At 39.2% G+C, this 25407-nt stretch carries 24 protein-coding genes and 1 tRNA gene; 5 read left to right on the top strand and 20 right to left on the bottom strand.

What is annotated here, in order from left to right:
• Positions 1-58: 58 nt before the first annotated feature.
• The 4 genes from TSP02S_RS04415 to rsmH all read right to left on the bottom strand — a co-directional run bounded on the left by TSP02S_RS04415 (position 59) and on the right by rsmH (position 3117).
• A tRNA-Gln gene (locus tag TSP02S_RS04415) sits at positions 59-132 on the bottom strand.
• Between the two features lie 42 nt (positions 133-174).
• Positions 175-1947, bottom strand: coding sequence for a penicillin-binding protein (locus TSP02S_RS04410; protein WP_041082192.1), 1773 nt, complete (start codon positions 1945-1947; stop codon positions 175-177).
• The gene (locus tag TSP02S_RS04405) at positions 1937-2224 is read right to left on the bottom strand and encodes a hypothetical protein (RefSeq protein ID WP_041082190.1); all 288 of its coding nucleotides are present in this window, start codon (positions 2222-2224) and stop codon (positions 1937-1939) included. The genes TSP02S_RS04410 and TSP02S_RS04405 overlap by 11 nt, the downstream gene beginning before the upstream one ends.
• Before the next feature lie 14 nt (positions 2225-2238).
• The gene (gene rsmH, locus TSP02S_RS04400) at positions 2239-3117 is read right to left on the bottom strand and encodes a 16S rRNA (cytosine(1402)-N(4))-methyltransferase RsmH (RefSeq protein WP_144380723.1); all 879 of its coding nucleotides are present in this window, start codon (positions 3115-3117) and stop codon (positions 2239-2241) included.
• A gap of 277 nt (positions 3118-3394) precedes the next feature.
• Between rsmH and TSP02S_RS04395 the strand changes: the two genes are divergently transcribed.
• From TSP02S_RS04395 to rsmD, 5 genes are read left to right on the top strand one after another with little or no spacing between them, the layout of a single operon-like run.
• The gene (locus TSP02S_RS04395; protein ID WP_041082188.1) at positions 3395-4138 is read left to right on the top strand and encodes a PIG-L deacetylase family protein; all 744 of its coding nucleotides are present in this window, start codon (positions 3395-3397) and stop codon (positions 4136-4138) included.
• 11 nt (positions 4139-4149) lie between these two features.
• The gene (locus tag TSP02S_RS04390) at positions 4150-5115 is read left to right on the top strand and encodes an N-acetylglucosamine kinase (RefSeq protein ID WP_041082186.1); all 966 of its coding nucleotides are present in this window, start codon (positions 4150-4152) and stop codon (positions 5113-5115) included.
• A complete protein-coding gene (locus tag TSP02S_RS04385) occupies positions 5112-6365 on the top strand; it encodes a 6-phospho-beta-glucosidase (RefSeq protein ID WP_041082184.1) in 1254 nt (417 codons plus the stop codon). Before TSP02S_RS04390 ends, TSP02S_RS04385 begins: the two co-directional genes overlap by 4 nt.
• 10 nt (positions 6366-6375) lie before the next feature.
• Positions 6376-7686, top strand: a complete 1311-nt coding sequence (locus tag TSP02S_RS04380) for an MFS transporter (RefSeq protein WP_052465314.1) — start codon at positions 6376-6378, stop codon at positions 7684-7686.
• Entirely contained in the window at positions 7683-8213 is a 531-nt protein-coding gene (rsmD, locus tag TSP02S_RS04375; RefSeq protein ID WP_041082183.1) for a 16S rRNA (guanine(966)-N(2))-methyltransferase RsmD, read from the top strand. Before TSP02S_RS04380 ends, rsmD begins: the two co-directional genes overlap by 4 nt.
• 188 nt (positions 8214-8401) lie before the next feature.
• Here rsmD and TSP02S_RS04370 read toward each other — a convergent pair whose 3' ends face one another.
• From TSP02S_RS04370 to TSP02S_RS04295, 16 genes are all read right to left on the bottom strand, one after another.
• Positions 8402-9844, bottom strand: a complete 1443-nt coding sequence (locus TSP02S_RS04370; protein ID WP_041082181.1) for a gluconokinase — start codon at positions 9842-9844, stop codon at positions 8402-8404.
• A gap of 18 nt (positions 9845-9862) precedes the next feature.
• A complete protein-coding gene (locus TSP02S_RS04365; RefSeq protein WP_041082180.1) occupies positions 9863-10837 on the bottom strand; it encodes a phosphoglycerate dehydrogenase in 975 nt (324 codons plus the stop codon).
• Positions 10838-10861: 24 nt separating this feature from the next.
• Positions 10862-11704 (bottom strand): MurR/RpiR family transcriptional regulator, encoded by an 843-nt coding sequence (locus tag TSP02S_RS04360; RefSeq protein ID WP_041082178.1) that lies wholly within the window; start codon positions 11702-11704, stop codon positions 10862-10864.
• An 89-nt stretch (positions 11705-11793) separates the two neighbouring features.
• Complete coding sequence (locus TSP02S_RS04355) at positions 11794-12549, bottom strand: SDR family NAD(P)-dependent oxidoreductase (protein ID WP_041082176.1); 756 nt, start codon at positions 12547-12549, stop codon at positions 11794-11796.
• A gap of 15 nt (positions 12550-12564) precedes the next feature.
• Positions 12565-13848 (bottom strand): TRAP transporter large permease, encoded by a 1284-nt coding sequence (locus TSP02S_RS04350; RefSeq protein ID WP_041082175.1) that lies wholly within the window; start codon positions 13846-13848, stop codon positions 12565-12567.
• Position 13849: 1 nt separating this feature from the next.
• Positions 13850-14344, bottom strand: coding sequence for a TRAP transporter small permease (locus tag TSP02S_RS04345; protein ID WP_041082173.1), 495 nt, complete (start codon positions 14342-14344; stop codon positions 13850-13852).
• 75 nt (positions 14345-14419) lie between these two features.
• Positions 14420-15445: a C4-dicarboxylate TRAP transporter substrate-binding protein gene (locus TSP02S_RS04340; RefSeq protein ID WP_041082171.1), complete on the bottom strand. Its 1026-nt coding sequence runs from the start codon at positions 15443-15445 to the stop codon at positions 14420-14422.
• Between the two features lie 133 nt (positions 15446-15578).
• On the bottom strand, positions 15579-16508 hold the full coding sequence (locus TSP02S_RS04335; RefSeq protein ID WP_232503772.1) for an alpha/beta hydrolase family protein: 930 nt from the start codon (positions 16506-16508) through the stop codon (positions 15579-15581).
• Between the two features lie 4 nt (positions 16509-16512).
• On the bottom strand, positions 16513-18882 hold the full coding sequence (pheT, locus tag TSP02S_RS04330; RefSeq protein WP_041082169.1) for a phenylalanine--tRNA ligase subunit beta: 2370 nt from the start codon (positions 18880-18882) through the stop codon (positions 16513-16515).
• Positions 18883-18896: 14 nt separating this feature from the next.
• Positions 18897-19901 carry a phenylalanine--tRNA ligase subunit alpha gene (locus tag TSP02S_RS04325; protein WP_041082167.1) on the bottom strand — a complete coding sequence of 335 codons (1005 nt, stop codon included), beginning with the start codon at positions 19899-19901 and terminating at the stop codon, positions 18897-18899.
• The gene (locus tag TSP02S_RS04320; RefSeq protein WP_232503797.1) at positions 19861-20835 is read right to left on the bottom strand and encodes an elongator complex protein 3; all 975 of its coding nucleotides are present in this window, start codon (positions 20833-20835) and stop codon (positions 19861-19863) included. The genes TSP02S_RS04325 and TSP02S_RS04320 overlap by 41 nt, the downstream gene beginning before the upstream one ends.
• Positions 20836-20861: 26 nt before the next feature.
• The gene (rnc, locus tag TSP02S_RS04315) at positions 20862-21587 is read right to left on the bottom strand and encodes a ribonuclease III (protein ID WP_041082163.1); all 726 of its coding nucleotides are present in this window, start codon (positions 21585-21587) and stop codon (positions 20862-20864) included.
• Entirely contained in the window at positions 21584-23473 is a 1890-nt protein-coding gene (locus TSP02S_RS04310; RefSeq protein ID WP_041082161.1) for a transketolase, read from the bottom strand. Before TSP02S_RS04310 ends, rnc begins: the two co-directional genes overlap by 4 nt.
• A 22-nt stretch (positions 23474-23495) precedes the next feature.
• Positions 23496-23708 (bottom strand): DUF2905 domain-containing protein, encoded by a 213-nt coding sequence (locus TSP02S_RS04305; RefSeq protein ID WP_144380722.1) that lies wholly within the window; start codon positions 23706-23708, stop codon positions 23496-23498.
• On the bottom strand, positions 23701-24531 hold the full coding sequence (locus TSP02S_RS04300) for a PSP1 domain-containing protein (protein WP_232503770.1): 831 nt from the start codon (positions 24529-24531) through the stop codon (positions 23701-23703). The genes TSP02S_RS04305 and TSP02S_RS04300 overlap by 8 nt, the downstream gene beginning before the upstream one ends.
• Entirely contained in the window at positions 24531-25406 is an 876-nt protein-coding gene (locus TSP02S_RS04295) for a hypothetical protein (RefSeq protein WP_041082157.1), read from the bottom strand. Before TSP02S_RS04295 ends, TSP02S_RS04300 begins: the two co-directional genes overlap by 1 nt.
• Position 25407: the final 1 nt, after the last annotated feature.

Below are 25407 nucleotides of genomic sequence, written 5' to 3'. Positions count from 1 at the left end.
GTACAACATCTCCACGTTGTATCACAACACAAAAAAAGCAGGCTTTCGCCTGCAGATCTGGCTGGGAGGGGAGGACTCGAACCTCCACCGGCGGATCCAGAGTCCGCTGTCCTACCATTAGACGACCTCCCAACGCCAGTTAATTATATCATCGAGAGGGATTAACGGTCAAGATCATTGCAAAATCAACAAGATCTTACTCAAATCGGTCGTGCCCGGTTCCGGATATTGCTGAACAACAACACCTGAACCTTTTACCTGTATATCCTTTACTCCAATATCATTCAGAATGATCAGCGCATCTCTCAAACTCATACCTCTCAAATCTGGGATAATTCCTTTGGGATAACTGATGGGACTTTCTTTGGACAACGTATTCAACTTTTTCACAATTGATGCAAAAACAGGTGCTGCAACCTCTCCGGCAAGATATTTATCTGCTGAAGGTTCGTCGATGTACACAAGCATGGTATATTTTGGATCTTCATACGGAAAAAAACCAACAAAGATCGAGAAATATTTTCCTTCGCCAGACGCTATCTTCTGTGCCGTACCTGTTTTACCCGCAACATTTATTCCTGGAACTTGTGCCCTGATCCCGGTACCTTCCTCTACCACTCGACGTAATATTTGCGAAATCTCGTAAGCTGTTCTTTCGCTTATAACGCTTTTCTTCTTCACTTCACTGGATTCGATTATGCTCGGATAAACATATTCTCCTTTGTTCGCGATAGTGTTGAAGGCCGCTAAAAATTGTAGAGCGGGAGTTCCTATACCATGCCCAATTGAAATCATTGCAAAATCGATCTTCGACCATTGCTCTGGTTTTCTCAAAACACCAGATATTTCACCTGCAATCTCTACACCAGTTTTCTCACCAAATTCAAACTTCTTGAGCCAATCGTAGTATTGATAGACTCCAAGTTGATTTTTGATTTTCTCAGCAATCAAAATCGTTGCGGTATTACACGAAACAACGAGCGCTTTACTGACATCAGTCTTTCCATGGGCTTCGAGATCTCTTACAGTTATATCGAGTTCCGGTACGGGTTTGATACTACCCGGACAGTCAAAGGAATCATCCAATTGGATAACGTTGTTTTCCAGAGCTATTGAATAAACAATGGGTTTTATTGCCGATCCAGGCTCAAAATAACCCATGACTATATCGTTCCAATCTCTTGTTGTAACCATCGCCCTGATCTTCCCAGTCTTTGTCTCCATTATAACTACTCCGCCTGCGAGTGCCTTATTTTCTTGTACAGCCTTTTGTATCTCTCTATAACATATTCTTTGAATGTCTATATCAAGTGACAACTTTACATCTTGTCCATCGATTGGCTTTACGATCTTATCTATTTTCGGAGATAACGTGACAAACCCTTGGTATTTCAAAAGTAATTTCCCATCGCTTTTCTTTGAGAGCACGCTGTCGAGTTTCTCTTCTATTCCACCTATTCCATGACCATCAATAACCTTTCCAAGGATTTTGTCAAAGTCATATTCTTTTATCTGTTTTCTGACGGTGACCATCTGAATAGATACGTATGGTATGAGTGAGGTTGGGATCTTCACGATTATCGAATTTCGGTCTTTCTCTTCGGCTAATTTCACAAAACTTGTTGATCCTTTGAGAATTTCTTCGGCAGATAAAGAGATGCCAAAGTTTTTCAGCAAAAGTGATAATTGCGGAGATAACCTGTCGGAGTACTGTGATTTGAGGAAACGAACATCCAAGTAGGCAACATAAGAAATTTCATCGACAGCACAAAAGCGGCCATTTGTGTCAAGTATCTTACCACGCATCGCAGGTATGCGAACACTCCAATTTGAAGAAACACCAGCTGATGTGCCACGAAAACAAAACGCCAATATCATCACGGCTGCCGCAATGCCCGCTATTCTAATTATCAACTTCGTACGCAATTCAAGAAAACTATTTCTCATGCTCTCCTGTTCTTACAAGTTCATGATTGGCAAACGTCAAAGATCGCTGGTTCTCAAGTTGCTCAATTTGTTGTTGGAGCTCGACGATTTTCATTTCCAAAACTCTGTTCTGCTGAGACAATTGAGCAGAAAGTTTAGCAAGCCGCACTATAGGGAAGGCTATGGCAACTATTATTGCGACAAAAAGAACCAGGAGAAACACCTTGCTGAGATCGAGGACAATGGTGCGTGTGACAACCCTTGAACTTCTCTTCGCTTGAGTTTTTGCGAGGGCCAAACCCCCTCCTCCTCTCACTTTCGCTCCGCTACTCTCATCTTTGCGCTTCTGGCTTTTGGATTGTTAGATATCTCATCCTGCGTTGGTCTAATTGGTTTTTTCGTTACAACCGTTAAACACCCACTTGATCTGAAACTTTCCTTTACAATCCTATCTTCCAAAGAATGAAAAGAAATAACTGCAATTCTCCCTCTAATACACAATAACTCTGGAGCATACGACAAGAATTTCTTCAGATTTTCAAGCTCATTGTTTACCGCTATTCGAATTGCCTGGAACACCTTTGTTGCAAAATGCCTTTTTCGTAATCTTTTCTCAGATTCTGGCAAAGCCCTTGCTACTACTTTGGCCAATTCCTGGGTTGTTTTTATAGGTCTACATTTGACAATAAAATCTGCTATTCTCTTGGCATAGCGTTTTTCTTCAGCACATTCAAAAAACAACCTTCTAAGTTGCTCTTGTGTCCAGAAATTGACAACATCATAAGCCGTCAATTGTTGATCTTTGTCCATTCGCATATCAAGTGGACCATCCATAGAAAACGCAAAACCACGCTCGCTATTGGTAAGCTGCAGCGTGGACATACCAAGGTCCATAAGTATTGCGTTTACTGACGACACTCCCAATTGTTTTAGAACATCTCTTGCATTGACATATGAAGATTTTACTAAAAACAATCTTCCTTGTTTTTCAAATTCGCTCAATCTTCGCTTCGCTAACTGCAAAGCATCGTCATCGACATCCAATCCAATGACCACGCTGCCATCAATGTTGTTAAGAATTGCTTCCGAATGTCCACCTGCACCCACAGTACAATCGAGAAATATTCCCCTTAAACTGCTAAAATAATGTAGTACTTCTTTTGCCATGACTGGAACATGAATCCAATCCACTTACACCGCTCCGCTACCAATGGTACTTTAATTATATGGCTATGTACGTCGATATTCAAACAAAAACGCTTTACAAGCAAACGTTTTCTAACACGCATGTTAACAATATTCTCGATGCGTCGTCTGTCAGTAACCTTATGTTTACATGAAATTTTACACCCTCCCGCTCTTTTTTCAACACCGAAAAGGTCTTTCACAAAACCAAACAACAAATTCCCAGATTGAACAATAAACACCATTGTGATGTAGAATTATTGTTATGAAAGGAGTGAACATCATGACTGATCTATCCCAAAAGCTCAGAGAGTTTTTCATGGTTCCTAATTTCGAAGAGTGTGAGAAAATTCTGTGCGTTCAACCTCATCCAGATGATGCCGACATCAGTATGGGGGCAACAGTCTCAAAACTCTCAGAGAAAGGTGTTAAAGTTTATTATTTAACAGTCACGGATGGTGGGGCAGGTTCACAAGACCAGAAAATCGTTGGTCAGAGATTGAGCGAAATAAGAAAAAGTGAGCAACAAAACGCTGCGCGAATCCTGGGTGTCCATGAGTTGATTTGGCTTGATTTTGAAGATCTCGGAGATTACACAATTGAACAAGTCAGAACAAAGACGGCTGAATACATAAGAAAGATTAAGCCTGATATCGTTTTTACCGTCGACCCATTTTTGGTTTATGAAGTTCATCCAGATCACATAAAAACAGGTATGGGAGCTTCGCAAGCTACAAGTTTGTATAGATTACCCAAGGTTTGTCCTGGCACAACAGACCATGAAGTAAAGGCTATCAGTTTTTTCAACACAGCCTTTCCGAACACTTTTTATGAAATCGAGCAAAGACATCTTGAAAAGAAATTACTTGCCATTGCACAACACAGGAGTCAGTTTGATGAAAAATCTTTACAAATGCTTTCTTTTTACCTAACTGAGAGAGCAAAATATAACGAGAAACTTGTTGAAGCGTTCAAAGTTCTTCCACCTACAATGCTTCATGTGATGCCAGAAGCCGTGAAATTTTAGGGGTGATCGAAATGTATTTCATGGGAGTAGATATCGGTGGTAGCAAAACAGATGTTGTAATAGCAGACGAATCTGGAAAGGTTGTGTCATATCTCAGAACGAAAGGTGCAAATTACCAAGGTGTCGGCGTGGATCAAGCGTTTGAAATCATAAATCAAGCAGTAAATCAAGCAATGACAAAAGCCGGTTTGAAAAAGATCGATCTGACTTACTCATATTTTGGAGTTGCCGGAGCTGACATGGATTTTGAAATAAAAATCACGAAATCTATCTTGGATAAACTCAATTTGGAAAAATACAGTTTTGACAACGACGGTAGAATTGCTCTGAGATCTGGAACCTTAGATGATGTAGGTATACTGATAAGTTGTGGTACTGGTGGTATCAACTATGCATGTGATAAAAAGACAATCTCAAGAAAAGGTGGATTCTCACGTTTTTTTGGTGAAAGACTTGGTTCATTCATAATAGCTGGCATGGTTGCTTCAGCGATAATCCGATCAAAGGACAAAAGAGACGAACACACACTCATGCAACAGATTTTTGAAACCAAGATAGGCAAACCAATTGAAGATATTATGCATTATGAATACATGGGACATGATAGATCAAAGATTTATGAGTATGCCATCCTACTGATACAAACTCTTTATGAGGCAGCCCATCTCTTTGATTACGTAGCCCTCAAAATACTTTCTCAAATAGTCGATGAAGTGGTTAAAATAGTCGATGCTTTTACAAGAGAAATGCATTTCACTTTTCCTGTGAAGGTAGTTCTTGAAGGTGGGTTTTTCAAAAATGCAGACGAAATACTCATAAAAATGATAAAGTCTGCTCTTGGAAGTGAATTCAACGTAATTATTCCTAAGCATCCTCCAGTAGTTGGAGCGGTACTCCTTGCGGCGGAGATATCGGGTCATCCATTCGATGAAAATGCCATCGCAAGATTGATTAAATATTGGAGTGATGAGCAATGAAAATCGCTGTGATCGGCGCTGGAAGTACATATACTCCTGAACTCATCAAAGGTTTTATGGAAATATCAAAAGATGTGAACATAGATGAAGTTGTTCTACATGATATAGAAAAATCATCTGAAAAACTTCAGATTCTCTATGAGTTCACACAAAAACTTGTCAAAGGTGGGTTCAAGATAAAAAAGACCTTTGAAATAATAGAAGCTGTACAGGGAGCAGATTACGTGATTTTTCAGTTTCGCGTAGGTGGACTCTTGGCAAGGCAGAACGATGAACGAATACCACTCTCTCATGGATTGATAGGTCAGGAGACAACTGGTATAGGTGGTTTTGCGTGCGCTTTGAGAACCTTTCCCGTGGTGAGAAAATATGTTGAAATAGTAGATAAATACAGCAAAGCAACGATTATCAATTTCACCAATCCATCAGGTCATGTGACTGAGTTTGTTTTGAATTACCTTGGTTTTGATAGATTCATTGGACTTTGCAATATACCCATCAATCTTTTGAAGATGATATCACAGATAATCGGTTGCAAAATGGAAGATATTTTTCTCAAATACTATGGCTTGAACCATTTGACATTTCTCGAAAAGGTTTATGTGAAAGACCAAGATATAACAGAGAAGTTGATGCAAAACATGAAATTGCACTTAGCCAATATCCCTTCGCAAGAATTTCCAGAATGGGTTTTAGATGCGCTGAGATTATATCCAAATGCCTATTTGAGATACTATCTCTCTGAAAAAACAATGCTCGAAAAACTCAAAAAGGAAGGCATTCGTGCTGAAAAAGTTCTATCGATAGAAAGCAAACTACTCGAACTGTACAAAAAAATAGACCAAATTCCATTGGAATTGTCCCAAAGAGGGGGTAGCATGTACTCAACGGCTGCGGCTTACTTGATAAGAGATCTTTCACTATCTTCAGGAACAATGCACATAGTGAACACCAAGAACAATGGTGCTGTGAACAATCTTCCAGATGACTATGTGCTTGAAATTCCTTGTCTTGTAAAGGCAGGTAGAGTCTTTCCAGTAACACTTGGCAGAGCTGATGAATTCGCAGTTGGTTTAACTCACACCATCAAAATGTATGAAAGGCTAACAATTCAAGCCTTTCTGGAAAAATCAAAACAAAAAGCAATTAAAGCAATGTTACTACATCCACTTGGACCTGGTATTGAAGATGCTCAACAATTACTTGAAGAAATTCTCAAATCAAACAGAGATTTCATAGACCTGGGATAGGAGGGTAATCATGAGAGATTTTGTCTACAGCCTTGGTTCGTTCAGTTCTGCTCTTTTGTCGAACGCCGTTGCGACCTTTGCAATTTTTTATTATGTAGATGTTCTGAAGGCACCACCACACTTGATAAGTATAGTCATGATGTTGTATGGACTTTGGAATGCCATAAACGACCCATTGTTTGGCTATCTTTCAGATAGAACAAAAACAAAATGGGGCAGAAGAAAACCATATATATTTTGGTTTTCATTGCCTCTTGCTTTGGTTTTTGCACTTTTTTGGGCACCACCTTTTGACAATACAAAACCAATGGCTTTGGTGGTGTACTATTTTTTAATGATCTTTCTTTTCGATAGCTTTTTCACCATAGTCATTCTGAACTGGACCGCACTATTTCCTGAGATGTATCCTACATTGAAAGAGAGAGCAAAAGTATCGGCTTTGAGGCAGATCCTCGCAATACCAGGTTTGCTACTTGGAATAGCTGCACCACCAATGATTGCTTCAATGATAGGTTGGCGAAATATGGGAATAATCTTTGCAACAATAGGTGGCTCTATCCTATACCTAACATTACTTGGCTCAAAAGAAAACCCCAAATATTCTCAAGAACAAAGTTTGAGTATAGTTGAAGCGTTGAAATTTACATTCATCAACAAGTCTTTTTTAACCTATGTAATAGCTTCGTTCCTTTTACAATTCACTTATACTGGACTCACATCGGCTTTACCTTTTTATGCAAAGTACGTTTTGAAAATCAACGACACTCAGACAACGATCTTAATGGCTCTGATATTCATAGTTGCCTTCTTTTTGATTCCACTGTGGCAAAGGATAACAACAAAGATTGGTGCTAAAAAGACCATGATGCTTTCCATGATCATCTGGGCAACACTGTTGAGTGGGTTCGCATTTATAAGAAATTTCGTTCAAGGAATAATACTCACTTCAAGTCTCGCTATGGGTCTTGCGGGTGCATTGATAATACTCGATATAATGATTGCGGATATAGTTGACGAAGATCAGGTCAAAACAGGGAAAAGGCGTGAAGGTATGTATTTTGGTGCGAATGCATTGGTGATAAGGCTTGGCATATCTTTGAATTCCATAATAATGGGACTTGTTTTCTCTTTGAGCGGTTATGACGCAACTGTGTCCGTTGATTCGCAACCACCAACCGTATTAGTTGGTTTCAGAATACTTTGCAGCGTCGTGCCGATAATAGCCACGTTAATAGGCGTTTTTGTTCTAAGATACTATCCACTGGATGGAAAATATCTGGAACAAATCAAGCAAAAGGTCAGGATGCAGGAGAAGGTATGAAAATAACAGGTGGGATTTTTAAGGGGAGGGAATTAAAACCAGTTCCAGATAAAAGAACAAGGTACACAACTTCAATCGTAAGACAAGCGATCTTCAACATGGTTGATGTTTCAAACAAGAGTTTCTTAGAACTTTTTTGTGGGAGTGGGATTGTTTCTTTCGAGGCGATGAGTCATGGTGCAATTAATGTCGTAGCCGTTGATATATCAAAAAAAGCAATTACCACTACCATTGAGAATGCCAAGAAACTCGGTGTAGAAATAAGGATTGTGAACGCAGATTTTAGAAGATTTCTTAGCTCATGTACAGAATCGTTTGATATAGTCTTTGCCGATCCACCATATAACCTTGGTTTCACTCAAGTGCTCTTAAACACCATCTCTGAAAAAGATCATATTGGAAAGATCATCATTTTAGAAAAAGCGATTTTAGAGAAATTCATTTTACCAAAACAATTTACTTTAGTCAAATCAAAAAGGTACGGCGACACAGAACTCGTTATTGTTGAAAGAGTACCAAAAGAGTAGACTTATGCCATTGTACGTTGACAATCTTGCACCGGCCGGTCAGCGCTGTCCATTATATATTATACGATTTTGTGTATATACTAAAAATTCCAGAACCTTGATCTAAAAAGAGTTTAGAATAGAAAAATCAAAATATTCCACGATTTACAATCAAAGTAGAACTTAGTTTAATCTAACTTCTGAAAAGCTCATCTTATGCCATTAAGCCATATTTGGTATAATTTCGCATAATACTCTTTTAGCACAGGTTCTGGCTTATATTCGTCTATATTTTCAGTTGTTTGCTCTAAAGATGATAGATCGCCATTGCTCAATACATAGAGCACCGTACCAAGTGCTGCACCTTGTCGGCTACTCTGAAGAATTATCTTTTGGTCAAAGATGGCGCTGACCATTTTCATCCAAACGTCAGCTTGAGTCAATCCACCGGTAGCTACTACTTTCTCAAGGGATTTTGGCATCGTTTTCACAACGTCGAAGGCGCGCTTTAAATTAAAAGCTATCCCTTCAAGTACACTCTTTGCAACCTGTTCCTGCGTAGTAGTGCTCTTTAGTCTGTCAAACCTTGCACACGGTGTTGGATCGAATTTTGGAAATCTCTTTCCAAAAATGAAAGGATAGAAAAGAACCGAATTTTCTAAATCAAGTTCGTATAGTATCTTTTCAACGTTTTTCACAGCTGCAGTATGGTCGTACTTTGAGAGAAGTTTTATATACCAATCAAAAACATAACCGCCATTTTTAATAGCTGCACCTGTTATGTAGTGATTCTCATCGAGTATATAACACCAAATACCGGGAGCTGGATATTCTTTTGGCGGCTGTTTGACAATAGTTCTAATTGCAGCACTGCTCCCAACAGAAAGCGTCAAAGAATCTTCGACACCTGCACCTGCACCTATACTTGAAGCGGCCGCGTCCGAAAGGCTCACAATTACAGGAATTCCTTCCTTCAAACCGGATCTGTCTGCTGCAGGTTTTTGTAATCTCAAAATCTCTCTCACCGAAACAAGTTGTGGAAATTTTTCTCTCTCAAGTTTTGCAAGGTCTTTCAATTCGTCATAGCACCATTGTTTTTTGTGTATATCAAGACAGCCACTTCCAGACGCAACGGAAATATCACTGACTAACTCGCCTGCCAATTTGTAAACAATGTAGTCTTTCTGAGAGACTATTTTGAAAGTCTGTTCGAGTTTTTCACCATCATTTTCATAAAGCCAGAGAATTTTGTAAAATGGATAGACTGTATCTGGAGGGCAACCAGTTTTCCTGTGCAAATGATTTGCAAGCTCCTGGTTATTTGATATCTTTCTTACTTGTTCTACAGATCTTTCGTCCAACCAGGGAACAATATTACCGATTGGTTCTAAGTCTTTATCAAGTAGCAACAAAGTATGCAATGCAGAATCCAAAACAATCGCATCGATATTTTTAAATGATTGTGCTACTTGCTTTAGAGCATCAAAAACTGCATCCTCTATATCTGAAGGATTTTGCTCGAACATTCCTGGTCCTGTGGAAAAAGGTTGATAGGCTTTACCGATGTCCATTTCTATTTCCTTAGTAAGAGGGTTGTACACAATCACTTTGACGGCAGTTGTACCTAAGTCAACACCAACATATACTCCCATGACAAAAAAACACCTCCATTATTGTGAAAAACCCTGCTTCAAAAGTTTCTCAGCAACCTCACCATTGGCGATGTGCTTAGGTAATTTTTTATTGAAGAAATCGACGACAGATTGGGCTGCCATCATATTCATTTTGTAGATGGCTTCATAGGTATGTGCACCGATATGAGGCGTTAGAATTAAATTAGGACAGTTGTACAACACAGAATCTTCAGGCAAGGGCTCTATTTCAAAGGCATCGAGCGCCGCTCCAGCGATCTGATTTTGCCTCAATGCTTCGACCAACGCTACTTCATCGACTATGCCACCACGTGATGTGTTTATCAAAAAGGCAGTTTTTTTCATCATTTCAAACTCTTTTTTACCGATTAATTTCCTTGTAGATTGATTCAAAGGCAAATGTAGGGAAACAAAATCACTTGTTTTCAAAAGAGTTTCCATGTCAACACATTCAACTGAATATTGCGCCATCGTTTGTTTATCAACGAATGGATCATAGGCTAAGACCTTCATTCCAAGACAGAGTGCTCTTTTTGCTGTTTCTTTACCTATAGCACCAAAACCTATTATTCCAAGAATTTTTCCAAAAAGCTCTACACCAATTGATGACGAAAATCTTTTCCTCTCATACAACTCGTTGTGGACAGCGACTATCTTTCTTGACAAAACAAAAATCAGTCCCATAGTAAGTTCGGCAACCGAAATTGTATTTGCATTCACGGTAATTGTTACTGGTATTCCCATCTGTGTGGCCGTTTTTAGATCGACATTATCCACACCCACACCATTTCGAGCTATGATCTTCAAAGAAGAATTTTGGATTATATCACCGCTGAGTTTGCCAGTCCCCAAAATGATTGCGTCTACATTTTTCAAGATATCTGGATCTAAAGAATCACTCCACCGCAAATCAAATCCATTGTTTTTCAGCAAATCAATCGGTTCAGATGAATACTTACCAAAGGTTCGCGTAACTATAAGTACGGTCTTCACATGATCCCCTCCTGAAAACGAGAATCAGTATTTCAATTCTGAGACTGCAAGACGACTCTTATTCAAACTCTCTATAGCTTTTGCATCTCGCGCGGCAAGCATAGTGTAAATCGTATCTAAGATCACCAACTGAACAATTCGAGATGTCATCGCATCTGTTCTGATTCGAGTTTCTCTGGTGTTCGTGGAAAGAACAATTGTCGAGACCTTTGCCAAACTCGATTTTCTGTTGCCTGTTATAGTAACAACTGGTACGCTCAGTTCCATAGCCTTTTTTGCAAGCGCAACCATTGATTTTGTTTCTCCTGAATGAGAAACTGCCACTAATAAATCGTTGCGAGTACAATTTGCAAGAACAGTAGCCATAATGTGCTCATCATTGGAAAACAAACAATTTTTCCCTATTCTGGTGAATTTGTGAAAGGCATCGAATGCAACGGCCGCAGATGCCGCAAAACCGAAAAAGAGTATCCTTTGGGCGTTTTTGAATAGAACAGTTGCCTTTTCGATAGATTCAACATCTAAACTATCAAGTGTATCCAGTATCGCTTTAACCGTTGCTTTGAAGATTTTTTGAGTAATTGTTCTTGAATCATCCTCTTCTGAGACATCTTCATAGACAATTTCCATCGGTGCTTTAGAAAGATCTTGAGCGAGTAATACTTTGAATTGTTGAAAACTACTCAGATTCAACTTCCTGTAGAATTTAACCACAGAGGCTTCGCTTTTTACATTTGCAAGTCTGCTCAGATCGCTTATTGAACATTCAAGCACGCCCCTTGGATCTTTTAAAATCACATCGGCTATTCTCTTTTCGGCATCTGTTAGTGAATCATAAGCATCTCTCAGAACTTGTAGTATATCCACAAAAACACCTCCTAATGATATCCACTACTTTGATGAAAATTCTATCTCACGAGTATGCATTGTTCTATGACAATTTTCATAATATGAAATTAAACCATCGTCGATCCCCCATCGATGTTGATCACACTACCAGTCATAAAAGACGCTTCATCGCAAGACGCAAACAGTATCGCAAAGGCAATCTCTTCCTCTTTTCCAAGTCGTTTCATGGGTATTCTTGAAACCATTTTTCTCATGGTTTCTTCTGGATTTGGCGATGCTTTAACTCTTTCTGCTAATCCTTGAGAGTATGTTGTTCCTGGACAAATTGCATTAACCCTAATTCCGCAATCCACATAATCAACGGCTAAAGACCTTGTCAAACCCAAAAGTGCGGCTTTTGAGACACTGTATACACATCTTCTTGGGATACCGACCTGTCCAGCTTCAGAAGCGATATTGACTATAACACCCGAACCTTGTTTCTTCATCTCTTGAACAGCGTATTTTGAAAGTAAGAAAGGTCCTTTCACATTTATCTCTATGGTTTTTGCAAAATCTTCTTCAGAAGTTTCTTCGATATTGCCGTATGGAACTATACCGGCATTATTCACCAGTATATCTATCTTTCCAAATATTTCCACAGTTTCTTTCACTATTCTTTCCGCATCTTTTGCAACATCTCCACCAACAAAAATGGCTGTGCCACTTATTTTTTTAATCATCTCAACAGTTTCATTACCTCTCTGCTCTGATATATCATTGACTGCTACTTTTGCGCCTCTTTCAGCAAACATCACCGCAGCTTTGCGACCTATGCCAGAACCAGCACCTGTTATCAAGACTACTTTCCCAGAGAAATTCATCTTTTCTAACCTCCTTTATCTAAACAATAAATTCGGTAGCAACAACACTAATTGTGGGAAAAGCATTACAACAAATATAACGGCAACAGTTGCAATGAAAAATGGCAATGATGCCTTCGTGTACTCTTCTACGGAAGCACCAAGAACTGAACAACCTGCGTACATCGATGCGCCAACTGGTGGAGTTTGATTTCCCATAGCCGCGGCGAGTATAAAAACCAAGCCAAAGTGTACGGGATCCAATCCAACTTTTCTTGCAACAGGAAGCAGAACCGAAGTCAACATCAAAATTAATGCCGTCGCATCTATGAACAAACCTGCAAAAATCAAAAACAAAACTATCACCGTCATTAATAAATATGGATTGGTACTGATATTCAACAAGAAACTTGCCAACTTTTCTGGTGTTTTTTCCCACACCATACCATAACCAAAGATCTGTGACATGGCTATTATGTACATGACACTGCCAACGTCATTAATCGAGTCGTCGAGTGTATGCTTGAAAAATGTTTTTACATCTAATTCTCTGTAGATGATCATACCGACTATCAATCCGTAAACTACTGCGAATGATCCAACCTCAGACGGTGTGAAGATACCTGTTCTGAGTCCCAACAAAAGGAGTATAGGAAATATGACAGCCCAGATACTCCTACCCAAAGCTCTGATAACTTCACTCGCAGGAGCTCGCTTTTCCCTTTCTGGTTGTAAACCCATGCTTTTTGCTGAAAGCCATATCGCAAACATGTATGCAACCATCAACAAAAGTCCTGGAATTATGCCTGCTGCAAACAATCTTCCTATTGAAACCTGTCCAATAGTCCCATATATAATGAATGCAATCCCAGGCGGTATTATCGGTGTTATCAATGAAGTCCAGACATTCACTGCCACCGCATAACCTTTTGGATAACCCCTTTTAAGCATCTCTGGCCCAAGCATTCGTGTCTCCATAGCCGCATCTGCAATACTCGAGCCAGAAACACCACCCATGAGCGTTGACAAAACCGCTGAGACTTGAGCAAGACCACCCCTCATGTGACCAGTCAAAGATGCCGCAAAATTCATCAATCTGCTGGTCACGCCTCCATAATTCATCACATTACCAGCCAAAATAAAGAGTGGTATTGCAATCAACGTGAAATTGAGTACCTGCGACAAACTAACCTGTATGGGTATGGTTATGGGAAGAGATGGATTTTGCAAAAACCACACGAATCCAGATATACCTATAGCAAAAGCCACAGGCATACCCATTAAGAGAAAGATGGCGAAAACGATTATAACAAGAGTCATCTCATTCTGCCCCCTCTGTTTGTACCTTCTTGGGTGTCTTTCGTAGCTCAGTTATTATCTTGATTATCGTGGTTCTAAGCGTGAGAATTGCACCTATTGGCACACTCACGTTTACCCATGAATAACTGAAATTAGGTATACCTGCAAATGTTCTGAACCTGGTTGTGTAGGTCAATCGAAATCCCCAGATTATCAAATAAACCAGGAAAGCAGATATTATAAAATAATTAATCAATCTGATTATCTTCTGTGCTCTTGGTGAAAGCCGTTTTACCAAAAGATCGACTGACATCATTCTGTTGTTTCTCCATGCTACATCAACTGCAAAAAAGCACGCCCATGCAAACATAAAAGTACTCATATCAACTGCCCAATTCATTGGATGTTTCAAGAATCTCGCAATACCAGACATAAAAATAAAAACTATCATCACAATTATTAAAATCTTCGCGGCTGTCTTCTCAAATGCAAGAAGATACTGGTCGAGTTTCTTCATCCATATCACCTCTGCAAAAGACAGATCAAAAGCCCAACTCCATGTGGAGTTGGGCATAGGAAGAACAAAGAGTTGTCATTTCCCTTCCAGTGCTTTTAGTTCTTGAACGAGCTGGTTTCTGGCTTCGACAAGCTTGAGAACTTCATAAGCCTTTTCTCCAGCCTTCATGAATGCATCGATGTCGACATCTGTGATGATTTGCATACCCTTATTCACTACTTCCTGTTTGAATTTTTCATTCAATTCCTTCATGATCTTCAAAGAGGTTTCAATACCGGCTTTATCACATTCTTCTACCAGTATTTTCTGATATTCCGGTGGCAAACTGTTAAACCACTTTGCACTGACAACTTCAAAGTTGATTAAAAGAATGTGGCCAGTTTCAGAACCGTATTTGAGAACTTCGTAGAGTTTTCCACCGTATATATTTGCGTACACTAATTCTGCACCATCGACGGCTTTGGTTTGAATACCCGTGTAAATCTCTCCAAAGTTCATGGCTACAGGTTGTGCACCAAGTGCACGAACAGATTCTTGCCAAATAGGAGTCCCGGGTGTTCTAATTCTCAATCCTTTTAGATCCTCGGGTTTTCTAATCGGTTTGTTGGTGAAGAAATGTCTGTAACCCTGAATCCACATGTAAGAAACCACTTTGAACCCATACTTTTCTTCCAGTTCTTTCAACCATTTTTGCATTGTCGGAGTCTGTTTAAGTTTTGTGAGAGCGTCCAGAGCTTGTTCTGGTGTAGTTGCACCAAGGTAATTAACAAAATACGGTGCATTCATGACTGCGATAGGTGGAACGTACATTCCCATTCTTGCCGAATCTGTATTCTGACCGATATTGGCACCAGCTCTGATTTGTTCGAGTATGTCTTCTTCAACACCAAGTTGTGCGCTGTGATAAACTTCAATTTTCAGTTCACCGTTTGTTCTTTCTTCAACAGCCTTTGCCCATTTGAGAAATCCTTCATGGTATGGTTCGGTAGGAGCAAGAACGTGGTTGAACCTCAAGACATATTTCGGAGCTGCGAACAATGCAGTTGTAAGAACACATAGAGCCACCAAGAAGATCACTGTAAGTCTGCCTGTACCCTTCATGGGTTCACCCCCTGTGAAAAAATTATATGACTGCCACCGTTAATAGTGGTGTCCGAAAAAAAATTATACACCAAATCAAATTCAAGTCAACGACATAGGTGATTTTTTAACAAATAACTGGAGAGTGGTTATCTCAAATGCCTTTAGAGAATGTACTTCTCAAGAAATATATTACCCTTTTAGCTATATATCTTCTGAAGATATATGAAGATTTGTGTCCAGAGAAAACCATCGCCTTTTTTGCATTTGGGAGTTTTTCAAAGAGAATCTGCGAACTTTTATACGGAATAATTTTGTCAAAGATTCCCTGGAAAAACAATATAGGTTGCTCTACAAATTGTGCATAAGCGATGGGATCGTAATGAAAACAAGCTGGAAAGAGTGAAAATATATCGTCGATTTGTTTGAGCTTTCCTATTTTCTGAAAATCTTGCAATCTATTTTTGATACAACTTGATTCGTTTACACAGTTGTACTCATTACTGTACTTTGAATAATTTTTCCTGAGTGGCTCTGTATAAGGTGAGTACCAGTTTATCCATCTCCAATCGCCACCAGCAAAGGCAATTACACCGTTTTCTAATCTCTTATCTAAGGCAAGACACATCGTGGCAATCATGCCACCAAAACTAAAACCCATTATTGAGACAGGCAAAGTTGAGATTTTCTTTACATAATCAAGAGTTCTTCTGACATCTTTCACAGCTTGATGAAAGATCTTAGAGCAATAAGATGGAGAAGGAGAGAAGAAGGGCTCCCCACCATTCCACTGTGGTTTTGCCCTGTTTTCATGATATGGAAGGATCATGAAAAAAGTTTGCACACCATATCTTTCGAAATACTTTCCAAACCAAAGTAAATAGGGTATATTTCCGTTGCCAATACCGTGTAGGAAAATCAGATTGACCCACGGATCCTTTGGTTGAAAAGCGTACACATATATCTTTTTTGACTCGGGTACATCTGGTTCATAAACTGCATCAAAGGAGATTATTGAATAATCTCCACAGTTTTTTTGTTCGATGTTCATTGGTAGATCTGGGTTATACTCATAAATCTTCACAACTTCACACAAATCTCCTTTTCACGCCAAAGGTACTCTCGATATCACCAATGGTTTTATCAAAGATGGTATTTATCTCTTCATCTGTCAATGAACGATCAGAAGCCCTATAAATGACATAAAATGTTACACTCATCATATTTTGTGGTATATCTTTACCTGTGTATATATCGCTCACGCCCACTTTTTCAACATATTGATTCGATTTCATCAGGAATGAAGTTATTTGTTGCGAAGAAAATCCGATTGGTATCAATAACGATATATCTCTTCTTACCGCTGGAAAGTTGGAAATATCCCTCAATTGTTTTACAGTCCTGCTATTTTTGAAAATCTGTTCCAAATCAAGTTCCATATAGTAAACTTCTCCTTTTATATCGTAGATCTGATTGAATTTGCTGTTCAACATTCCAATTATCCCAACAGTTTCATTCTCCAACTGAATCTTTCCAGATCTACCAGCAGTAAGCCAGTCAATCTGTGCAGGTACAACTTCTAAATTCACCGAAAGATGGTCAGAGAGTTCATCGAGAACGCCTTTCATACTCAGCAAAGATACTGAACGATGATCTGTATAGTCTTCTTCATTCAACTGTCCTGTCATAATAACGCCAACTTTTTCTTTCTCGATAGGAACACCATTGTCCAAATAGTATACCTTGGCTATCTCAAAAAACTTGATATCTCTGATCTGTCGTTTGGCATTGTAAGAAAGTGAATCTATCAAACCAAAGACAAGCGATGGTCTTAGACAATCCATATCTTCTGTCATCGGGTTTTTCAATTTCAACAAATCGATATCCATAATTTGTTTTACAATCGAAGAAGATGCAAATGAAAGACTCACAGTTTCGTCAAAGCCACTACCGATGAGAAGTTGACGGATAGTTTTTCTGAAGGTGTTGAGCTCACTCCACCCCTTGCCAGATGCCGAAATTTTCGGTACCTGTTGAATTATCTTGTCATATCCATATATTCTCCCGATTTCCTCGATCAGATCTTCCTCTATGGATATATCCGGTCTAAATGTCGGAATCTGGGTGATCCATCCATCTTCTACGTTTTCAACTTTCATTCCCAGCGAAATCAAAATCCTTTGCACCGCGTTTCTGTCAACATTCGTTCCCAAAAGCTTGGAAAGCTTGGATTCTCTGAGTTTGACCTGTTTTGGGGTTATTTCTTTGGGATACACATCTACAAAATCCCTTGTGGCTTTTCCATTGGCAATTTTCTCAATAAGGTGTACCAATCGCTTCATGACGAACAACGAATCGTTTGGATCAACACCCCTTTCAAATCTATAAGACGCATCTGATTTTATGTTTAAACTCTTTGAACTTCTTCGAATTCTCACTGGATTAAAGTAAGCGACTTCCAAAACAATGTTTTTTGTTGAATCAGACACTCCACTCTCGTGAGCTCCCATAATCCCACCAATTGCCAAAATTTTATCTTTATCTGTTATGAGAGTCTCTATCCCGTTGAGTGAATACAATTTCTCATCCAGGAGCGTCACTTGCTCACCTTCCAAAGCCTTCCTCACAATTATGTACCCATCTGAAATCTTAGAATAATCAAAAATGTGTACAGGATGTCCTGTTTCAAGCATCACGTAATTTGAAATATCAACAACATTGTTTATTGGTCTAATACCGGCATTCATTAATCTTCTACGCAACCAAATTGGACTTGGTTTAATTTCAACAGATTCCATAAAACCAGCACAGTATCTTGGACAACCATCTAAATCTTCTATCTTGACCTTGACAAAGTCCTTTGTGAGATTACCTGTCACATTGAAATTCGTGTCTGGCTGCTGCAAGGTCTTACCACAAAGTGCCGCAAGTTCTCGTGCAACACCGATGACTCCAAGGCAATCAGGTCTGTTAGGGGTTATTTCGATCTCCAAAGTTTTACCATCCAGATTCCAGTATTCTATTAGATCCGTTCCCAAAGGTATATCCTCTTGTATCTGATAAACGTGCTCAGATTTCATTTCCAGTCCAAGTTCTTCCAAGGAACACATCATCACTTCAGAAGAAACACCTTTTATCGAGATTGGTTCAACAACTGAACCATTGGCAAGAACGGTACCAGGTATTGCAATAGCTACGAGCGATCCTTCGCCTACAGTCATGTCAGAAGTTATAGTTCTGTAGCGATTACTCCCATCGAAAACCTCACAGATATGGAGTTTGTCTGAATTTGGATGTGTTTGTATCTTCTTAACGACTGAACATATAACCTTTCCTTTTGTCAAAGGCGTTATTATACTCTTCACACTCACACCAACCATTGTGAGTCTGTTTGCTATTTCCTCATCCGTCCAGTCTATCTGAACATATTCTCTGAGCCATTCTAACGGTATAAGCACGACTTATCCCTCCATCAAAAGTTCTCAAGAAATCTCTTGTCGTTTCTGATAAAATCCCTCATATCTTTGATGTTGTATTTGAGCATTGTTATTCTTTCGACACCCATTCCAAAAGCAAAACCAGTCCATTTCTCCGGATCATAACCGACATTCCTAAAAACATTTGGATGTACCATACCCGCACCCAATATCTCAAGCCATCCACTGTAACCACATGCTTGACAGCCTTTTCCACCGCATACTCCACAAGAAACATCTACTTCGAAACTGGGTTCTGTAAATGGAAAGAAACTTGGTCTGAGCCTTATGCGTCTTTCACTACCGAATATCTGTTGAGCGAATTTCTCAAGCGTATATTTCAAATGTGCCACAGAGACATTTTCATCTACGTATAAGCCTTCAACTTGAGTAAACATTGGAAGATGTGTTGCATCATAATCTCTTCTATAAACCCTACCAGGAGATATGATCGCAATCGGTGGCTGCGCAGACAACATAGTTCTCACCTGAACAGGTGATGTGTGAGTACGCAGAAGAAAACTATCTAAATAAAACGAATCGTGCTCGTCTCTCGCAGGATGCCACTCAGGAGTGTTCAATGCATCGAAGTTGTGCCAACTATCTTCGATTTCCGGACCTTCAACGACCTTGAATCCCATCGATACGAATATAATCTCTATTTCCTCAAGAGTTTTCATTATTGGATGTCTGTGACCTACACGTCTTCTGATTCCTGGAAGCGTTATGTCGACCCACATTTTTTTAGATAATTTTTCGGCTTCTATTTTCATAAGTTCCTCTCTTTTTACCTCAAGAGCTCTTTGAATCTCCTCTTTGAGTTCGTTCAAAACCCTACCCGCTGCCGGACGTTCTTGGATAGGTAATTTACCGATACTCTTGACTTGCTCTGTGATTGTTCCTTTCTTGCCGAGTAATGCCACTCTTAGTTTTTCAAGCTGCTGAAGATCGTTCACACTCTCAATTTGTTGTAATATATCTTTTTTGAGCTGTTCGAACACCTTGCACACCTCCAGAAATGTATCTATTCAGTGCGTCTTTCCATCTTAAAAACTGACCATCAACCAGAAAGCCGAACTCTTCACCCATCTGTCTTTGCAAATCGACAAATTTCAAAATACCCGTTTGTCTATGAGTATAAACGATTTTACTCGGTTTCAGATAAGAGATCACATCATTGACGAGTTTGATTCTCACAATTTCACCAAACCTTGGATGGTAAGGACCGGCTATGATATTACCCTCAAGCTCATTTGGAATGAATAAACCCACTCTGATCACCTTTACATTATGCGATTCAAGTATGCCAACCATTTTTGAACATATATTGACAGCATTTTCAAAATCGAGTGGACGGTACTCACCGGTCATGAAAAGCTTTGAAAGAGTGGAATTTTTTAAAACCAAAGTTGGATGTATCCTGCATGTCTTTGCACCAACTTCTATTGTTCTCCAAGCACTGTAAAGATCTTTTTGCTCATCGTCGGCAGGCAATCCCACCATCAGATGTAAACCAAAATCCACTTTCATGTCATTCAACATCTTGCAAACATTTTCTACATCTTCAACACTATGACCTCTATTCGATCTTTCCAGAACCTCTTCATCAAATGACTGAACACCTATTTCTATGAAATTCACATTGTGAATCTTGAGATATTCAATCTTTTTTTCGTCAATTTGATCTGGCCTTGTTGAAATTCTAATACCCTTACAAACCCCTTCTCTGACATATTTATCCGCCCAATCAAGATAAAATTCCTGCAAAGTTTCACTCATACCTGTGAATGTGCCCCCATAAAAAGCTATTTCAAACTGCTCAGTGCTGGATCTATAATTCTTCACCAACTCATCCAGCTGTGAGAGTTCGGGGGCTTTTGAAAACCCTGTCGCTGATCCCTGGTCGCAGAATACACACTTTTTTTCGCAACCCATTTGAGGTAAAAATACCGGTAAAATCTTCACTGATTCTGTTCTCCTTTGAGCTTTTCAATGGCTTTTTTTGCAGCATTTTTTTCGGCTTCTTTTATTGAAAACCCCTCTCCTACAGCAATGACTTTTCTGTTTAATCTAAGTTCTACAGTGAATCTTTTCATATGAGATGGTCCTTGTTCATCGACAACAACATATTCAGGAAGTTGCTTGAATCTGTCCTGAGTTATTTCCTGCAAAAAGGTTTTATAGTCAAAAACAATTTTTCCTTCTACCACTTGATGGGCGTACTTTGCAAAATATGAAAGGAGACATCTTTTTAAAGATGACATACCACCATCAATATAGATCGCTGCAGCCACCGCTTCGAGTGTGTCGGCAAGTATTGAATCTCTATCACGACCACCCGTGACCTCTTCTCCATGGCCAAGGAAAAGATACTGCCCCAAATTTATGTCTCTGGCTATTTGCGCAAGGGCTTCCTCACTTGCTACGGCGGCTTTTACCTTCGCCATGATGCCTTCTGAAGCATCGGGAAGATTAGTATACAAATACTCAGCGATCAAAAGATCGATAGCTGCATCACCGAGAAATTCCAATCTTTCATTCGATTCAACATCTTTTCGACCACGTTGATTTTGTTCATGTGCATATGAAGAGTGACACAGAGCGTTATAAATTAACTGTGGTTGGAGAAATCTATAACCAATAGATTCCATGAAAGAAATTACAGTTGATATTTCTTCTTTATTCACTCGATCATCCGACCCAGTTTTTCAACGATCTTAGGAGTACTGAGTCCATAAATGTCATACAAAGCTTCATAGGGTCCAGAAACAGCATGTTCTTCGATCGCTACGTGTTCAAATCTCGATGGAATTATCCCCTTGACAAGGAAAAATTTAGCCAGCAGAGCAGCAAGACCTAATGGTGCAGCATGATCTTCTAAGACAAGAACATTTTTCCCATGGGCATATTCTCTGAGAACAGACTCATCGAGATCAAATGGACAAGATACATTTAACACAGTAACTTTTTCTTTGAAATTGTCGGCGGCTTTTACCGCATTTTCAACAATTGAACCACAAGTGATTATCGTTATTTTATCTCCCTTTCTGAGAACATCGATTTTTCCATAAACAAATTGATAATCATCACCAAAGAATATTTTTCCTGTTTCATCTAAGATCGGTGCCATCTTTGCTCTACCCATTGCAATTAAATAATTTCCATATACCCCTGAAACATATCTGATCACCCGATCTGTTTGATTGGGATCTGCTGGAACTATCACTTTATACCCAAGCCAATTCGCGGGAGCAGAGATATAATCAAGACCATGGTGAGTCTTACCATCTTCACCGACATTCAGCCCACAGTGAGTTACAACTACTTTCAAATTAGTATGATTTATTGCATTCAATCTATGCTGATTGTACGTTTCACTAACCCCAAAGACACCGAAATCTGCAAAGAACGTCACTACACCATCTGCTGACAAAGCTCCTGCAACTGCTGCAGCATTGTGTTCTTGAACACCAAGCTCAAGAACCATCTGTGGAAGATGTTTTTGAACATCATCTAATTTGACTGATGTAGCAAGATCGCAGTCTACTGCTACAATAGGAGTCTCGATGTCTTTATTCGCCTTTACCAGATCAAGTAAGGCTTTCCCGAAAGCCCCACGATTGTCCATCTTGTCTGTGTAGGTTCTGCTCGGTGGAATAGTTATTTTAACGGGATACTCAATATGAAATGGCCTGTGTCTTTGATTTCCAAGTTGTTGACGCATCTTGAGATATTTTTCCACATCATTTTCTATTCCAAGTTCATTCAAAGCCTTCTCGAGTTGTTCCTTAGTCAAAGGTTTTCCATGGAAAGAAACATCATTTTCCATGAATGAAACACCTTTTCCCATAACAGTGTGTGCAATAATAGCCACAGGGTTGACTTTATCTTCAACTGCTTGTTCCAATGCATTCAAAAGCTGTTCTATATCATGACCATCAACTTCGATTACTCTCCAACCATCAGCTTCGTAATTTGCTTTTATATTAACTGGCATTACATCTCTGGCTCTCCCAGATATTTGAGCGTCGTTGTAATCTATGACAACTGTTATGTTACTCAAACCATATTTCTTTGCCACCCTACGCGCTTCTCCCACTTGACCTTTTGCCTGTTCGGCATCACTCATCGCAACAAAGACATGATAATCTTGCTCTTTTATCTTAGATGCAAGAGCAAAGCCAACGCCTGCTGAAAGACCTTGACCGAGATTGCCAGTTGTCCATTCAATACCAGGTATTCCACGGGTAACGTGGCCTTCAAAAATGCTTGCATGATGCCTGAAACCCGCGATGACTTCATCTATATCTACAAAACCAAGCCTTCCAAGCACAGAATAAACGCCAGGTGATGTGTGACCATGGCTGATAACAATTCGATCTCGCAAAGGATCTTGAGGGTTTTTTGGATCTATCTTAGCGAAAGAAAAGATACTCAAAAAGATCTCAAGTGATGACATCGACCCACCTGGATGACCTGAATTAGCAATATACGTCATTTTAAGGATATCACCACGACACAATCGAGCAATTTCTTTAAGCCTTCTAATCTCTTCCTTGGTGAACTTTTTCATTCGCCATGTCCCTCCCTTAAACTCACTTGGTCAATTTTGATATTACGAAAAAGATCAACGACAAAGCAGCGCTTATGATCAAGCATGTCATGAGTGGAAAATACAACACAAACCTTTCTCTCTTTATAACAATATCCCCTGGTAAACGTCCAAGTGGTGTGAAACGACCAATTATGTATGTGAATATCCCTACTACTATAAGAATAAGCCCTACAATTATCAATAACTTACCCACCTGAAGCACCTTCATCACCTCTGAAATATGAAAATGGTAGATACACCATTTCTCCTTCTTCAGACATGACAAGCACCGTTTTTTTGAACACATCTGTCGATTGAACTTTGTAACTTTTTTCATTGTAAAGGACCGTTTCGCCCTCTTCGGGGATACCCCTGAGTTCCTCTTCATAAAAATTGTACTCATACATTAAGCAACATAGAAGTCTTCTACAGGCACCAGATATCTTCGCCGTGTTGATCATTAACTGCTGGCATTTTGCATGTTTCAAGGTAATACTGTCAAATTCTCTTAGGAACGTGCTACAACATGTTGGTAAACCACACAGCCCCAAACCACCAATGAATTTTAACTCATCTCGCACTCCAACTTGCCTCAGTTCTATACGTGTCTTGAAAATTCTCGCAAGGTCTTTCACAAGTTCTCTAAAATCGACCCTGGTTTCTGAACTGAAAAAGAAAACCAGCCTCGATCTGTCAAACATATAACGAGTATGGAGTAGTTTCATAGGAAGATTGTGCTCTTTTATCTTTTCCGCACATACATTGAATGCTTCTTGAGCATCCTTTATATTTTCTTGATGTGTTTTTAAATCTTCCTCGGTCAATTTTTTGATAATCGGCTTGAGCTCAGTTCCGAGCTCTTCTATTCCCATCTCTTTAGGACCCTTTATAACCCTTCCGACATCCGGTCCAAATTCAGTCATGACCAAAACAAGATCACCTGGTTTTATATCTTCACCATTCTCTGCGTAATAATTCAGCTTTCCCTTTGGCAATACTTCAACAGCGTATACAACTGCTGTCATATACAAATTCATCACCTCTTTGCTGTTTTTTTGATCAATATAAGCAAATTCAATAAAGTAAGCGACCCATTGAAATTCATCAATCTGTTAGTTAATATCGAATCAAGCCATTTAAATGTCGATACATCTCTATATCCTCTCAATTCAAGGATGTTTTGCAAAATCCTGCACATAAGAAATACCATCATGTTCAAGTCTATCTTATCTGAATTTTTCATTATACTCAGATACAGTTGTACTAAATCTTTTTCAGTCCATTTTGAAAACCTCGCATATAAATCATCGAGCATAAGTGCCATTTTTAATCTGTCATGAGCAGCTATTTCACCATCAACAAACATCTTAATAAATTCTGACTCTTCAAATTTAATGTCTGATGGAATTTCCTCAATTTGTTGTATATAACGAAGTATTTCAAAATCATCTTTGCACAGGGCGAGTATCAAGTCAATCTTCGGATGATTAAGAAATCTTTCTTTCAGTGATTCGAAGATGCCTTTGTCGATAAATATATTCAAAGTCTTTACCCTGCTTCTGACAGTTGGCAATAAGTCAGTAAATCTCGTGGTAGTCAAGACAATAGCAGAATTAAAAGGTGGTTCTTCTAAGATTTTGAGCATTGAATTGGTTGCCTCCTGCAAAATTCTCTCTGCTCTGTGAATAAAGACAATTTTGTAACTATCATTAGCCGCACTGTACAAAAAATCAATCATATAACGTATATCATCGATACCCGGTTCATTCAAAGTCAAATACTCTTTTGTAATCATTTCAACAACCCGTGGACAGATCCATTGCAACAGATGTTCATCGTTTGAACATAGACATATAGATGATCCAATATGCGCAGTGATGAAATTCTTAACCCTATCTATTAAATCATCCATA

The sequence above is a fragment of the Thermotoga profunda AZM34c06 genome (assembly GCF_000828675.1).
GTDB classification, from domain to species: domain Bacteria; phylum Thermotogota; class Thermotogae; order Thermotogales; family DSM-5069; genus Pseudothermotoga_B; species Pseudothermotoga_B profunda.
This window is presented reverse-complemented; position numbering and strand designations above follow the sequence as displayed.